The 13,966-nt window shown below is 61.6% G+C and carries 14 protein-coding genes; 6 read left to right on the plus strand and 8 right to left on the minus strand.

Annotated elements, in window-relative coordinates:
• The first annotated feature begins 14 nt into the window (after positions 1-14).
• The 5 genes from pcaQ to DM813_RS23605 all read left to right on the plus strand — a co-directional run bounded on the left by pcaQ (position 15) and on the right by DM813_RS23605 (position 3,427).
• The gene (gene pcaQ / locus DM813_RS23585; RefSeq protein WP_128325831.1) at positions 15-947 is read left to right on the plus strand and encodes a pca operon transcription factor PcaQ; all 933 of its coding nucleotides are present in this window, start codon (positions 15-17) and stop codon (positions 945-947) included.
• A 226-nt stretch (positions 948-1,173) separates the two neighbouring features.
• On the plus strand, positions 1,174-1,896 hold the full coding sequence (locus DM813_RS23590; RefSeq protein WP_128325832.1) for an FKBP-type peptidyl-prolyl cis-trans isomerase: 723 nt from the start codon (positions 1,174-1,176) through the stop codon (positions 1,894-1,896).
• 282 nt (positions 1,897-2,178) lie between these two features.
• Positions 2,179-2,619 carry a YkvA family protein gene (locus tag DM813_RS23595; RefSeq protein WP_128325833.1) on the plus strand — a complete coding sequence of 147 codons (441 nt, stop codon included), beginning with the start codon at positions 2,179-2,181 and terminating at the stop codon, positions 2,617-2,619.
• 98 nt (positions 2,620-2,717) lie between these two features.
• A complete protein-coding gene (locus DM813_RS23600; protein WP_128325834.1) occupies positions 2,718-3,056 on the plus strand; it encodes a helix-turn-helix domain-containing protein in 339 nt (112 codons plus the stop codon).
• On the plus strand, positions 3,053-3,427 hold the full coding sequence (locus DM813_RS23605) for a hypothetical protein (protein WP_128325835.1): 375 nt from the start codon (positions 3,053-3,055) through the stop codon (positions 3,425-3,427). Before DM813_RS23600 ends, DM813_RS23605 begins: the two co-directional genes overlap by 4 nt.
• Here the strand turns inward: DM813_RS23605 and DM813_RS23610 are convergent.
• Both DM813_RS23610 and DM813_RS23615 read right to left on the minus strand, forming a co-directional pair.
• On the minus strand, positions 3,403-5,181 hold the full coding sequence (locus DM813_RS23610; RefSeq protein WP_128325836.1) for a bifunctional diguanylate cyclase/phosphodiesterase: 1,779 nt from the start codon (positions 5,179-5,181) through the stop codon (positions 3,403-3,405). The two genes, DM813_RS23605 and DM813_RS23610, sit on opposite strands and share 25 nt — an antisense overlap.
• Before the next feature lie 123 nt (positions 5,182-5,304).
• Positions 5,305-7,392, minus strand: a complete 2,088-nt coding sequence (locus tag DM813_RS23615; protein ID WP_164897287.1) for a carboxy terminal-processing peptidase — start codon at positions 7,390-7,392, stop codon at positions 5,305-5,307.
• A 140-nt stretch (positions 7,393-7,532) separates the two neighbouring features.
• On the opposite strand from DM813_RS23615, the gene DM813_RS23620 reads away from it, so the two are divergent.
• Positions 7,533-8,495, plus strand: coding sequence for an NAD(P)H-quinone oxidoreductase (locus tag DM813_RS23620; RefSeq protein ID WP_128325838.1), 963 nt, complete (start codon positions 7,533-7,535; stop codon positions 8,493-8,495).
• Positions 8,496-8,574: 79 nt separating this feature from the next.
• On the opposite strand, the gene DM813_RS23625 is transcribed toward DM813_RS23620, so the two are convergent.
• The 6 genes from DM813_RS23625 to DM813_RS23650 all read right to left on the minus strand — a co-directional run bounded on the left by DM813_RS23625 (position 8,575) and on the right by DM813_RS23650 (position 13,860).
• Positions 8,575-9,228 (minus strand): HAD family hydrolase, encoded by a 654-nt coding sequence (locus tag DM813_RS23625; protein ID WP_128325839.1) that lies wholly within the window; start codon positions 9,226-9,228, stop codon positions 8,575-8,577.
• Between the two features lie 25 nt (positions 9,229-9,253).
• Positions 9,254-10,243 (minus strand): ABC transporter ATP-binding protein, encoded by a 990-nt coding sequence (locus DM813_RS23630; RefSeq protein ID WP_128325840.1) that lies wholly within the window; start codon positions 10,241-10,243, stop codon positions 9,254-9,256.
• A gap of 1 nt (position 10,244) precedes the next feature.
• Positions 10,245-11,042, minus strand: coding sequence for an ABC transporter permease (locus tag DM813_RS23635; RefSeq protein WP_128325841.1), 798 nt, complete (start codon positions 11,040-11,042; stop codon positions 10,245-10,247).
• Positions 11,029-11,844: an ABC transporter permease gene (locus DM813_RS23640; RefSeq protein WP_128326423.1), complete on the minus strand. Its 816-nt coding sequence runs from the start codon at positions 11,842-11,844 to the stop codon at positions 11,029-11,031. The genes DM813_RS23635 and DM813_RS23640 overlap by 14 nt, the downstream gene beginning before the upstream one ends.
• A 23-nt stretch (positions 11,845-11,867) precedes the next feature.
• Positions 11,868-12,674 carry an alkaline phosphatase family protein gene (locus DM813_RS23645; RefSeq protein WP_128325842.1) on the minus strand — a complete coding sequence of 269 codons (807 nt, stop codon included), beginning with the start codon at positions 12,672-12,674 and terminating at the stop codon, positions 11,868-11,870.
• 121 nt (positions 12,675-12,795) lie between these two features.
• Complete coding sequence (locus tag DM813_RS23650; RefSeq protein ID WP_128325843.1) at positions 12,796-13,860, minus strand: ABC transporter substrate-binding protein; 1,065 nt, start codon at positions 13,858-13,860, stop codon at positions 12,796-12,798.
• Between the last annotated feature and the right edge of the window lie 106 nt (positions 13,861-13,966).

Genomic DNA, 13,966 nt, shown 5'->3' on the forward strand with positions numbered 1-13,966 from the left:
ATAGACTCCGGAGCATGAACGTCGATACCCGCATCAAATTCCGCCACCTGTTGTGCTTTCTCGAAATTGCCCGCCAGGGCAGTTTCGCCAAGGCCGCCGATGCCATGGCGATCAGTCAGCCGGCCATCTCCAAGAGCCTCAAGGAACTTGAAGAGCTGTTGCAGGCCCGTCTGTTCGAACGCAGCAAGCAAGGCGTCGAGCTGACACCGGCCGGTGTGCGCTTCATGCGCTATGCCGGGCCCAGTGTGCAGGCGCTGCGTGAGGGCGTCAGCACTGTGCGCGGTGAAGAACACGCGCCGCCACAGGTGCGTATCGGCGTGTTGTCCACGGTCGAAAGCCTGCTCATGCCGGAAGTGCTGTGCCGCTTGCACCAGCGCCATGAGGCTTTGGTGGTCAGCGTCGCCACCGGCCCCGGCGCGCACCTGCTGGCGCAGCTGCATGTCGGCGAGCTGGACCTGGTGGTCGGGCGCATGACCGACAACCCGCAGATCCAGGGCCTGCTGTTCGAACACCTGTACAGCGAATCGATGTCGCTGGTGGTGCGTCCCGGGCATCCTTTGCTGGCTCGCCAGCCTATCGAGCGCAGTCAGGTGGGGCGCTACCCGCTGGTGCTGCCGTTGGCCGGCACTACCATCCGCAAGCACGCCGACAGCCTGTTCGTGCAGTGCGCCATCGAGCAGCCGGCGCAGCGCCTGGAAACCCTTTCGCCGGCCTTGAGCCGGCGCTATGTACAGAACAGTGACGCCGTCTGGGTGGCCCCGCGTGATGCGGTGCGGATCGACCTGGGGCGCGGCGAGTTGTGTGAACTGGACCTCGGCGTACAGGAGCCGGGCGGCTCGGTCGGCATCTGCAGCAACGCTGCGTTGCCGCTGGGGTTACCGGCGCACTGGCTGTGCGAGGTGCTGCGCGAAGTCGCCGCGCAATACCGCGACGGCAGCTACCCATGAAACTTTCCTCACTTACAAACTGCTACAAAACCTGCCTGGCGCATTTGCCGAACTGCTCCGCCCAGTCAATACTGGCCACTGGCTGCAGCTTTGGCTAAAGAAGGTTTTAGCGGGCTGAACTTATCCGGCTTTTCTTGCTCTCATGCCGGTAGCCATTGGTCGTGGCCGCCTGATAAGCTCGCGGCTTTACTCGATTGCCCTATTGGCGCATGAACAAGGAAATAGCATGAAACAGCATCGGTTGGCGGCTGCGGTTGCCCTGGTTGGTCTGGTCCTGGCGGGTTGCGATTCGCAGACCAGCGTAGAGCTCAAGACTCCGGCACAGAAAGCCTCCTACGGTATTGGCCTGAACATGGGCAAGAGCCTGGCTCAGGAAGGCATGGACGACCTTGATTCGAAAGCTGTTGCTCAAGGCATCGAAGATGCTGTCGGCAAGAAAGAGCAGAAGATCAAGGACGATGAGCTGGTTGAAGCCTTTGCTGCCCTGCAGAAGCGCGCTGAAGAGCGCCTGGCCAAGATGAGCGAAGAGTCGGCAGCAGCCGGCAAGAAATTCCTTGAAGAAAACGGCAAGAAAGCGGGTGTTGTTACCACCGCATCGGGCCTGCAGTACGAAGTGGTCAAGAAAGCCGATGGCGCTCAGCCGAAGCCGACTGACGTGGTTACCGTTCACTACGAAGGCAAGCTGATCGACGGCAAGGTCTTCGACAGCTCCGTTGAACGTGGCAGCCCGATCGACCTGCCGGTCAGCGGCGTGATTCCTGGTTGGGTTGAAGGCCTGCAACTGATGCACGTTGGCGAGAAGTACAAACTGTACATCCCGTCCGACCTGGCGTACGGCGCGCAGAGCCCGAGCCCGATGATCCCGGCCAACTCGGTGCTGGTATTCGAACTGGAACTGCTGGGTATCAAGGATCAGGCCAAGCCTGATGCCGACACCGCTGCCGAGTAAAGCGCGCGCGGTCTAGCCAACGCCCCGTCTCGACGGGGCGTTGTCGTTTCTGCGATTCGCTCGAACCCTGCGGGCCTGCGCCGGTCTGAAAAGCTGCACCACTCGGGGAAATGGTGCAGGATGGGCAAAACGTTTGCGCCATTGAAACAGGTGTGTAAAAAACGCCCGATTTGAGCCCGGCCCTTGCCCGGCGGGCGCCTTGAGCCCGAAATCTGGCTCTGTTCACAAGGTTATCCACAATTTATGTGGATAACCTTCCTTAGGTTAAGCCCCGGAGGCTTTATGAAAGCACCTTGGAACTTCGCCCGTTTTCTGCCGCTGGCCGAGCGCTTGCTCAGCCGCGGACGTCTGCCGGCGCTGATTTTTGCGGTGGCGCGTAAAGGACCACGGCTGGGCAAACTGCGTGAAGACGTACGCCTGATGCAGGCGTTGTGCCTGGCATGGTGGCGTGGCGAGTACCGCGCCATCAGCCCCAGAGCCCTGGTGACGGTGGTGGCCGGCCTGCTGTATTTCGTCAGCCCTGTGGACGCCATTCCCGACTGGTTGCTGGGCGTGGGCTTCTTCGATGACGTTGCCGTACTGGCCTGGGTCCTCAAGACCGTCGCCGACGAACTGGCGGCCTTCAGCGCCTGGCGCAACCGCCAGGCACCGGAAAAACTGCGGGTGGTCGAGCGCCTGCCCGACACACCTGAAGCGTTGCGTCTGGAACAAACAAAAGGTTGATTACAACAGCGCCCCGGCAACCCTCGCTGGCTGGTAATATAATTGGCATAAGGATTATGCCTACCGATTACATATCGTAATCCTACAAGGGGGTTGTAATGGGTATTCAGGTCATCAGCCGAGACGGTCAACCCGAGTATGCGGTTGTACCCTGGGAGCAGTATCAGGCACTGCTGAAGGCCGCAGGTCAGTTGGCTCCAGCAGTCGTCGAAAGCACACCTGACGTCCCGCCAGGCAGCGCCAACTTACCGAGTTTCAGTGAGTTGGCGCGTTTGCGTGAGGGCAAGGGACTGGCACCGGAGCAATTGGCGCGTAGCGTCGGGATCAGCCCGGTATACCTGGCCCTGATCGAAAGTGGCGAGCGTCAGCCGGATGCCGCGATTCGTCGCAGCCTGGCCTGGGAGCTGGGCGTAGCCGGCTGGAGCGAGCCGTCGTGAGCAGCGTACGGATCAGCCGGCAACACTGGGATGGGCTGCTGGAAGAGCTGGACCTGGCGCGCCGCCAACGCCATTTGCTGACCTACCGCGCCTTGCTGGAGCGCTTGCAGTTGCCCAGCCCGGCCATGCAGACGCTGACCGCTGCCCTTGAGCACCTGGCGGCGCTCGATGCGCGGGCCGAGCAACCGTTGCGCAGCTCCCTGGTGATCAGCCAGGGCGCAAGCCGTTTGCCGCGTACCGGCTTCTTCGAGTGTGTGGAACGCCTGGGGCGTTTTTCCGGGCCTTCAGATGGCATGGCCGCCGCCTCCTGGCACGCTTCGGAAGTGGTGCGGGTGTTCGAGTACAGCTACCCGGAAAAAGAAGAGGCGTGAAGCGCGGGCGCGGTGTCGATCAGGTGCAGGCTGTAGCCTGATACCGCTTTGGCCTGATGCTTGGCGTCAGATGCCAGTGCGGCCAGTTGCCCGGCGTCGAGGCCGGCGCAGGCTTGTGGGTGCAACTGCACCACGCCGATAGACAGCGACAGCAACTCGAATGCCTGGTGCTGCCCCTGACGGTTGGCCGCCACGAAACACCCGGCCTGCAGGTGCTCGGGGCGATAGAAACGCCGGCATTGTTTCTGAAAGTCTTCCTGTAGCAGTTGCAGCCTGCGCTCCCAATCTGCGGAACCCAGCACCAGCATGAAATCATCGCCGCCGATGTGGCCGACAAAATCATGGGCGGGGTCTACCCGTTCGCTCAGGCACTGGGCCAGGCATAAAAGCACCTCGTCGCCACGGGCATAGCCATAGATGTCGTTGAAGGGCTTGAAGCTGTCGATGTCCACATAACAGATCGCCGCTTGCCGTTGTTGCTGCAACAAGCGCGTCAGGCATTGCTGGATCGGTACATTGCCGGGCAGCAGGGTCAGCGGGTTGGCGTAGCGGGCCTGCTGGATCTTCTGTTCGGTAATCAGCTTGAGCACATCGATCACCCGCCCCAGGCCCAGGTAGCGGCCGTTCTGAATGATGATGAAATCTTCTTCGATGCGCTGACGTGCACGGCTGGTGAGCAGGCGACTGACTTGCTGCAGTGACTGGCTCAGTTCCACGGCGAGAAAGTCGTCGCTCATCAGGCGGCTGATCGGCTTGCGCGCAAACAGGTCGGTGGCAAAGGGCTTGAGCAGGGCGTCGGAGAGCGAATGACGGTGGACGATGCCGCACGGTTGGCGGCGCTCGTTGAGCACGGCCAGGGAGTTCAGGTTGGCCTGGCGGCGAAACAATTCCAGTACCTGTGCGGTCGGCGTGTTCTGGTTGACGGCAGGCTGTTCATTGAGCAGCGCGGCAAGGTTGCCACCGTCCTCACCAAGGGCCTGAAGCTCCCGGTTCGGGCTGCCAAGGATGTGCTGGATGTCTCGCGCGGGCTGTTCTTGAGGGCGGCCAAGGAAATACCCCTGCACCAGGTCCACGCCCATGTCGGTGAGCACCTGGAGCTCTTCGGCCAGCTCAATGCCTTCGGCTATCACCTGCGCCCGGGAGGCACGGGCGATCTGCAGGATGGAACCGACGAACTCCCGCTTGACCGCATCGAGATGAATGCCATCGATAAAATGGCGGTCGATCTTGACGTAGTCCGGCCGCAGTTCCGACCACAAACGCAGGCTTGAATAGCCCGCCCCAAGGTCATCCAGGGCAATCGAGAAGCCCATGTCACGGTAGTGGTGCAGGGCGTTGAACAACAGCTCAAAGTCATCAGTGGGCGTCTGTTCGGTCAGCTCGATTACCACCCTGCTCGGCGACAGGCCCAGGTCGTGGAGCATCTTCAGGGTACGCCCGGACTGATACTGGGGTTCCAGCAGGGATTCGGGCGAGACGTTGAGAAACAGCTTGCCGTCCAGATCCTGATGGCTGAAACGTCGACAGGCGCTTTCGCGGCAGGCCACCTCCAGTTCGGTCAGGCGACCGGCCTGGCGGGCGACGGCAAACAGGTTGATCGGGGAGTGCAGCGGGCTGTTGGAAGGGCCGCGGCTGAGCGCTTCGTAACCGAGGATGCGCCGCTCGGATACGCAGACGATGGGCTGGAACAGGCTGTGCAAGCCGCCTTGAGCAAGTATGGTGCTCAAGGCGCTGAGCTGTTCGGTCACGGTCATGGCGGCACTACCTTGAAAAAAAAGGACTGGGGCCAACGGCACCCAGTCCTTTATTTCACGACAGCTTCGTGACTGTTTGATGACGCAATAGCGGCACAGTCACATTATTTTGCCATCATTTGTTCAGCGGTTGTTCTTTGCCACCGCTGAATTGAGCCCCAGGTAGTCAAGCAGGATCCGCCCGGACTCCGCCAGGTAGGCGTCGTCTTCCGGTTTGGTATCGTCCGGCTCGGCCGGCAGGGCGTCTTCGTCTTCTTTCTTCAGCTCTTTGAGCGGCTCTTCGCCCTTGGCTTTGCGACGGGTGTTTTCCAGGGCCAGTTGCTTGCTTTCGATATCGGCATGCTGGGCACGGCGCTCGGCTTCGTTAAGGCTGACGGTTTTTTCGTTCATCAGCTTCTGGGTCAGCGCCAGGCGATCGCGGATGTAGACGAACTCCGGATCTTTGGCGGTGCGGCTGTCATGCCGCGCCTTGAGCTGCGCCAGGAAGGGTTTGAACGGATCGACTGCCGGTTTGATTGCCGGGCGGATAGTGTCCCACGGCATGGCTTCGGGCAGCGCGCTTTCACCGATTTCCTTGGTGTCGATGATCGACGGGTAGTCGATGTCCGGCAGCACGCCCTGATGTTGGGTGCTCTGTCCGGAAACCCGGTAGAACTTGGCCAGGGTCAGTTTCAGCTCGCCATGGTTGAGCGGCTGGATGGTCTGCACGGTGCCTTTGCCGAAGGTCTGGCCACCGAGGATCAGCGCGCGGTGGTAGTCCTGCATGGCGCCGGCGAAAATTTCCGAAGCCGAGGCCGACAGGCGGTTGACCACCAGTGCCAACGGGCCTTTGTAGAAGGCGCCGCTGTTTTCATCTTCGAGTACATCGACGCGGCCATCGCTGTTGCGTACCAGTACGGTCGGGCCTTTGTCGATGAACAGGCTGGTCAGTTCGGTGGCTTCCTGCAGGGAACCGCCGCCGTTGTTGCGCAGGTCGATGACCACGCCGTCGACTTTTTCCTTCTGCAGTTCGGTGAGCAGCTTCTTCACGTCACGGGTGGTGGACTTGTACTCGGGATCGCCGGCGCGGAACGCCTTGAAGTCCAGGTAGAAGGCCGGGATCTCGATGATGCCGAGTTTGTAGTCACGGCCATCCTGCTTGAGCTTGAGCACGGATTTTTTCGCCGCCTGCTCTTCAAGCTTCACCGCCTCGCGGGTGATTGGCACGATCTTGCTGGTCTGGTCGTTCGGCGCATTGCTGGCCGGGATGACTTCCAGACGCACCACCGAGCCTTTCGGACCGCGAATCAGCTTGACCACTTCATCCAGGCGCCAGCCGATGACGTCGACCATCTCTTTGTCGCCCTGGGCGACGCCGATGATCTTGTCGGCCGGTGCCACCTGTTTGGTCTTGGCGGCAGGGCCGGCCGGTACCAGGCGCACGATCTTGACCTGGTCGTTGTCGCTTTGCAGCACGGCGCCGATACCTTCGAGCGACAGGCTCATGTTGATATCGAAGTTTTCCGCGTTGTCCGGCGACAGGTAGTTGGTGTGCGGGTCGTACGACTGGGCGAAGGTATTGATGTAGGCCTGGAAGATATCTTCGGCACGCGTCTGGTCCAGACGCGTGAGCTGGTTCTTGTAGCGCTTGGTCAGCAGCTCCTGGATCGCCTTGGACTCTTTGCCGGCGATTTTCAGGCGCAGCACTTCATCCTTGACGCGTTTGCGCCAGAGGTCGTCGAGCTCTGCCTGGTTCTTCACCCACGGGGCGTCCTTGCGGTCGACCAGCAGGGTTTCCTTGGTGGTGAAGTCGAAGTTGTCGACGCCCTTGTTCAGCTCGGCAAGCGCGAAGTCCAGACGCGATTTGACCCGGTCCAGGTAGCGCTTGTAGATGGTGAAGCCGGGGTCGAGATTGCCGCTCTTGAGGAAATCGTCGAACTGGGTCTTCCACTTGTCGAACTCGGCAATGTCGCTGGCCAGGAAGTAGCTGCGTGCCGGGTCGAGCAGTTTCAGGTAGCTGTCGTAGATGATGACCGAGCGCGCATCATTGAGCGGCGGCTTGCTGTAGTGGTGGCGCTTGAGCAGCTCGACCACGTTCAGGCTGGCGACCACTTCGTCGCGGTCAGGCTGGAGTTTATCCCAGCTGTTGGCGGCCCATGCATTGCCTGCCAACGGCAGACTGCCCAGACCGATCAACAGTGCGAGGGTGGTGCTTGGCAAAAAATGCTTCATGCTGATTCGACGTAGGGACAATTGATCACGCATATTAGGCCGTCTTTGAATTCGCCGGTTCCACAAGAACCGGACGCATAATGCAAAAAGCCCGGGGCTACAGCTCCCGGGCTCAGTCATGACTCAACTATGGAGGCACTGTGAAGGCATTGCAAGGCGTTGACGGACATGTGGAGTGGGTTGCGACGACAAGTCCAACTTGCGATATCGGTCAAGTACGAATTCGCGTGGCGGCCGCCGGCCTCAATCGTGCGGATTTGCTGCAGCGCGCCGGGCTGTATCCACCGCCACCGGGGGCCAGCGAATTTCTTGGCCTGGAATGTTCCGGGGTAATCAGCGAAGTGGGCGCCGGTTCATCGTGGCAGGTCGGCGACCGGGTTTGTGCGCTGTTGGCCGGTGGCGGCATGGCCGAGGAAGTGGTTGTCGATGCGCGTCATGTACTGCCGGTGCCGGAAGGCCTGAGCCTGCAGGAAGCGGCAGCGATTCCCGAAGTGTATGCCACGGCCTGGCTCAACCTGTTCCAGCTGGCCGGGCTCACGCCGGGCGAGAAGGTGTTGCTGCACGCCGGCGCCAGCGGTGTCGGCTCGGCCGCTATCCAGCTGTGCAAGGCGTTTGGCAACCCGTGCTGGGTCAGTGTCGGCTCCAGCGAGCGCCTGGCGTACTGCGAGGCCCTTGGTGCCACCGGCGGTGTGGTGCGCGGTGATGACCTCAATGGCCTGAACGATCTGGGGCCGTTCGATGTGATCCTCGATCCGGTCGGAGCCAGTTATGCCGAGCTCAACCTCAAGCTGCTGGCGCGCGATGGCCGCTGGGTCCTGATCGGCCTGATGGGCGGGCGCAAGGCCGAGCTGGACCTCGCTCAACTGCTGAGCAAGCGCGTGCAGGTGGTCGGCTCGACCCTGCGCACCCGTGACGACCAGTTCAAGGCCGACCTGCTCAGCGACCTGGGGCAACAGGTATGGCCGCTGTTCAGCGAAGGCCGGCTCAAGCCGCAACTGGCCAAGGCCTACCCGGTCAAGGATGCCGAGGCGGCGTTTGCCGAACTTGCGAGCAACCAGGTGTCGGGCAAGCTGGTGCTGGTGATCGACGACAGCCTGGTGTAGCGATTTTTGTAGGAGCGGACTTACCCGCGATGGGCGTAACCTTTCGCGGGTAAACCCGCTCCGATAAAGACCGTTGTTCCTACCGCCAGCTATGAATCGGCCAGCCAGCCTTCTCGGCATGCTCGCGCAACACGGCATCCGGATTGACTACATGCGGGTAGTCGACCTTCTGCAGCAGCGGCAGGTCATTGCGTGAATCCGAGTAGAAGTACGCGCCCTCCAGATTCTCTTCTTCCTGATCCAGCCACTCCAGCAACCGGACGATCTTGCCTTCGCGGTAGGTCAGGGTGCCGACCGTGCGCCCGGTGTACACGCCGTTGAGCACTTCCAGCTCGATGCCCAGGTACTCATCGATGCCCAGGCGCGCTGCAATCGGACCGACCAGGTGGGTGCCCGACGCCGAGATCACCAGGATCCGGTCGCCGTTGCGGCGGTGTTCAGCAATGCATTTGCAGGCATCGCTGAAGATGATCGGCTCGATGAAATCTTCGACCCAGGGTTCGACCAGGTGCTCGATCTCGTCAGGTGCGCGGCCGGCCACCGGCTCCAGGCTGAACGCCATGTAGTCCTCCATGGCCAGTTGCCCCTTGCTGTAGGCCTCCATCAGTTCCTTGTCGCGCTGCAGGAACGCGTCGCCGTCGACCCAGCCGAGGCGGGCCATCTGCGCGCTCCACAGCGAGGCGCAGTCGCCGTGGATCAGGGTTTCGTCCAGATCGAAAATCGCTAGTGCCATGTTCAGAAAAACTCCTGTGCAACCCTCAGGCGACTTCGCAGAGGGCGGTGGGATCGATCGACAAGGATACCCGCTGACCGTCTGGATGCAGATCGGCAGACGAGCGGTTGAGCACATCGACCACTAACTCTACCCCGCGAGCCTCGACACGGTAACGGATTACGTTGCCCAACAGGCTGTGGCTGCGCACAAGGCCCTCCAGCTCGCCGCTGAGGCTCAGGGCGATGGCTTCCGGGCGGATCGCCAGGCGGCTGCTCACGGGCCGTTGCAGGAGGCGGCTGGCGCTTTCGGCGTCGAGCAGGTTGTAGTTGCCGATAAAGCCGGCGGCGAACACGTCTGCCGGTGCGGTGTAGAGCGTTTCGGCGTCGCCGCTCTGGACGATGCGCCCCTGGTTCATCAGGAAGATGCGGTCTGACATGGTCAACGCCTCTTCCTGGTCATGGGTGACGAAGATCGTGGTCAGGCCAAGCTCACGCTGGATCTGGCGGATCTGTTCACGCAGGTGTTTGCGGATGCGTGCATCCAGTGCCGACAGCGGCTCATCGAGCAGCAACAGGCGCGGGCGGGTGACCAGCGAGCGAGCCAGGGCCACCCGCTGACACTGGCCGCCAGACAACTGATGAGGGTAGCGGCTGGCAAAATCCTGCAGCTCCACCAGTTGCAACACATCACGCACGCGGCTGCGGGTGTCGTCGGCGTTGACCTTCTGCATGCGCAGGCCAAAGGCTACGTTCTGCTCCACGGTCATGTTGGGAAACAGCGCATAGCTCTGGAACACCATGCCGATGCCGCGCTTTTGCGGGCTCAAGGGCACCAGGTCGGTGCCGTCGAGGAGGATCCGGCCGCTGTCGACCGCCGTCAGCCCGGCGATGCAGCGCAGCAGGGTCGATTTGCCGCAGCCGGAAGGGCCGAGCAGGGTGACGAATTCGCCCCGTTCGATCTGGCAGTTGATGTCGTTGAATACCGGGCTTGCGCCATAGCTTTTTTGCAGATTCTGTACGCTGACAAAGCTCATATCAGGACTTGTCCTTGTTCAGGCGATTGGCTGCCCAGGTCAGCACCAGCACGAAGAGGAAATAGGAAATCACCAGGGCACTGTTGAAGTGGCCACTGCTGTTGCGCATGTTGTTGAGGTACACCTGCAGGGTTTCATAGCGGGTGCCGACCAGCAGGTTGGCAAACACGAATTCGCCGAACAGGAACGAGAACGACAGCAGCAAGGCCACCATCAGACCCTTGCGCAGGTTCGGCAGCACCACCAGGAACGCCGCCTGGAAGGTACTGGCACCCAGCAACTGGGCGGCGTCCATCAGGTCGCGCAGGTTGATCGCCTGCAGGTTGTTGGTGATCGCCCGGTACATGAACGGCAGGGCCACGGTGAAGTAACAGCCGATCAGGATCCACGGTGTGCCGACCATGGCCATCGGCCCGGAACCGTACAGCTGCAGCAGGCCTACCGAAGACACCACCGGCGGCACGGCGAAGGGCAGCAGGATGAGGATGTTCATCAACGCGTCGAGCCGCGGGAAGTGGTAGTGCACCACAAACAGCAACGGCAGGATCAACAGCACCGACAGCAGCAGGGCGCCGACGCACACCAGCAGCGATTGGCCAAAGGCGGCCAGAAAGCGCGGGTCGCTCCACAGCGCGATGTACCACTTGAAGGTCAGGCCGCTGGGCAGCAGGGTCGCCGACCAGCTGGTGGCCAGCGAATAGAGCAGGGTGCCGGCCAGCGGCAGCAACAGGATGATGAACAGCAGGTACACCACCAGGCGGTGGTAGAGGTGGGTGGAGCCCGGCTCAGCGCGCGACATGGTAGCTCCTCTTCAACAGCCATTGATGGACGACGGTAACCAGGGTCATCAGCCCCACCAGGATCATCGCCAGGGCGCTGGCCAGGTTCGGGTCCAGGGAAATGTCGCCGGCCACCAGTGCCGCGATACGGATGGGCAGCACGTTGAAGTTGCCGGTGGTCAGGGCATATACCGTGGCGTAGGCGCCCAGGGCGTTGGCCAGGAGGATCACGAAGGTGCCCAGCAGCGCCGGGGTCATCACCGGCAGGCCGATGTGCCGCCAGTACTGCCAGGCGCTGGCGCCGAGTATTTCGGCCGACTCGCGCCAGTCTTCACGCAAGGCGTCGAAGGCCGGGTAGAGCAGCAGCACGCCCAACGGAATCTGGAAGTAGGTGTAGAGAATGATCAGCCCGGTTTTCGAATAGAGGTTGAAGTCTTCGATGATGCCGGCCTGCTTCAGCAGCAAGGTCAGCGCTCCGTTGAAGCCCAGGAGGATGATGAACGCGAAGGCCAGTGGCACCCCGGAAAAGTTGCTGGTCATGTTGGCGAAGGCGTTTACGAAATCGCGCAGCCGCGAGTCGACCTTGCGCAACGAATAACTGCCGAGAATGGCAATGAGGATGCCGAACAGGCTCGACCAGAAGCTGATCTCCAGGCTGTGCTGGATGGCTTGGCGGTGGAACCTCGAGGTAAATACTTTGCTGAAGTTGGCCAGGCCCCAGCCGTCTTCGGACTGCAGGCTGTGGATGGCCACCCAGGCCAGTGGCGCGATCTGGAAAATGATGAAGAACACTGCAAAGGGCAGTAGACAGAGCAGCGCCATCCCTTTTGCGCGCTTGAACGAATTCACGTGAGCAGCTCCCGACACACCGGTTTGTCGTGGGGCACGCCGAGCAGTTCGCAGATGGTCCCGCACAGTTCGGTTTGCAGCGGTTTGGCGGCGGGATCGAGGCTGAAGGCATCGCCGAAGACGAACAGCGGCACTTCGCGCTCCTCGGCCAGCAGGCCGTTGTGCGAACGGTCGTTGTTCATGCCGTGATCGGCGGTGACCAGTACCTGATAACCTTCTTCAAGCCAGGTGTGCAGGTAGTCGGCCAGGAGGATGTCGGCGCTGCGGGCGCTGTTGCGGTACTGGCTGCTGTCCAGGCCATGGCGGTGTCCGGCGTCGTCGATGTTCATCGGATGCACCAGGAGAAAGTTCGGTGCATGGCGACGGCGCAGGTATTCGGCATCGGCGAACAGGTGCGAGTCCGGGTAGTGGTCGGCGTAGTAGAACAAGCCATGCTGGATCGGCAGCTTCGGTGCATGGGTATGGCGGTCGCGCAGGGGGTCGAACGGCGAGCGGTTGTACAGTTCGCTGACCCAGTGATAGGCCGCCGCCGCAGTGCCCAGGCCGGCTTCGCGGGCATAGTGGAAAATGCTCCGCTGCGTGGACAGGCGCGTGACGTTGTTATGGACGATGCCGCTGTCGATCGGCGGCACGCCGGTGAGGATGCATTCGTACAGTGGGCGCGACAGTGCCGGCAGTTCGCATTCCAGGCGGTACAGGGCGGCCCGGTCAGCTTCCACGTAGGCATGCAGGTGGCCCATGGCATGGTGGGCGACCTGATGGTTGAGGCCGTCGAGCAGGACCAGGATGACGTTGTGGTTCATGGTTTCTCCAATTGCGCGGTGGCCGCATCGCCGGCAAGCCAGCTCCTACATTGACCTTGTGGGAGGTGGCCTTGCCAACGATTGGGGATAACCGGGCATTCCGGTCCCCCCGCTAAACGCCTCAGTTCATCTCGATGATCACTTGCTCCTGCCATTTCTGCGGCAGGGCCTTGGAGGTCGCTTCCCAGGCTGCGGCGTCCTTGATCGGTTGCACCGCCTTGTACTGCTCGTTGGGCAGCAGTTTGGCCTGGACGTCGGCCGGCAGGGTCAGGTGCTCGGCACGAATCGGCCGGGCGTGACCTTCTGCCAGGTTGATCTGCCCGGCATCGCTGAAGATGTACTCGCGAGTCAGCTTGGCGGCGTTGGGGTTCTTGGCGTATTTGTTGATGATGGTGGTGTAGCCGGAAATCACCGAGCCATCAGACGGGATCAGCACTTCGAAACGGCTCGGGTCGATCTGCTGGCGGTAGCTCAAGCCGTTGAAGTCCCAGACCACGCCCACTTCCACTTCGCCTTTTTCCAGGGTCTGGATGGTCGGGTTGGCCAACGACAGGCGTTTTTGCTTGGCAAGGTCGGCGAACAGCTCCAGGCCCGGTTCGATGTTCTTCTCGCTGCCGCCGTTGGCGATGGCGGCGGCCAGCACGCCGTTGGCGGCCTGGGCTGCGGTGCTCACGTCACCGATGGCCACTTTGTACTTGCCGTTTTTCAGGTCGGCCCATTTCTTCGGCATGTCTGCTTCTTTCACCACCTGTTTGTTGATGATGAAGGCAATCGAGCCGGTATAGGCCAGGGCCCAGTGGCCGTCCTTATCCTTGGCCCAGTCCGGAATCTGTTCCCAGGTGCTGGGCTTGTACGGCTGGGTCACGCCCTTGGCCACTGCGATCGGCCCGAAAGCAGCGCCGACGTCACCGATGTCGGCGCTGGCATTGCTTTTTTCGGCATCGAACTTGGCCACTTCCTGAGCCGAGCTCATGTCGGTGTCCATGTGCTTGAGGCCGTATTTCTTCGCCAGGTCTTCCCAGGTGCCTTTCCAGTTGGCCCAGGCATCGGGCATGCCCACGCTGTTGACGGTGCCTTCTTTACGGGCGGCGTCTTCGAGGGCCTTGAGGTCGGCGTCGGCGGCCATGGCCGAGGTGCACAGGGCGATGGTCGAGCCGAGCAGTGAGGCCAGAAAAAGCTGTTTCATCCGAAGCTCCTTGTTGGGTGCCGTGCAAAACGCAAGTGAGGGTGTTGGACGTTGTTGCGATTCGGTTGGTCTAGGTCAGCAATACCCGAGCCAAGGTAGGCGTAAA

This window comes from Pseudomonas alkylphenolica (assembly GCF_004025535.1).
GTDB classification, from domain to species: Bacteria; Pseudomonadota; Gammaproteobacteria; order Pseudomonadales; family Pseudomonadaceae; genus Aquipseudomonas; species Aquipseudomonas alkylphenolica_A.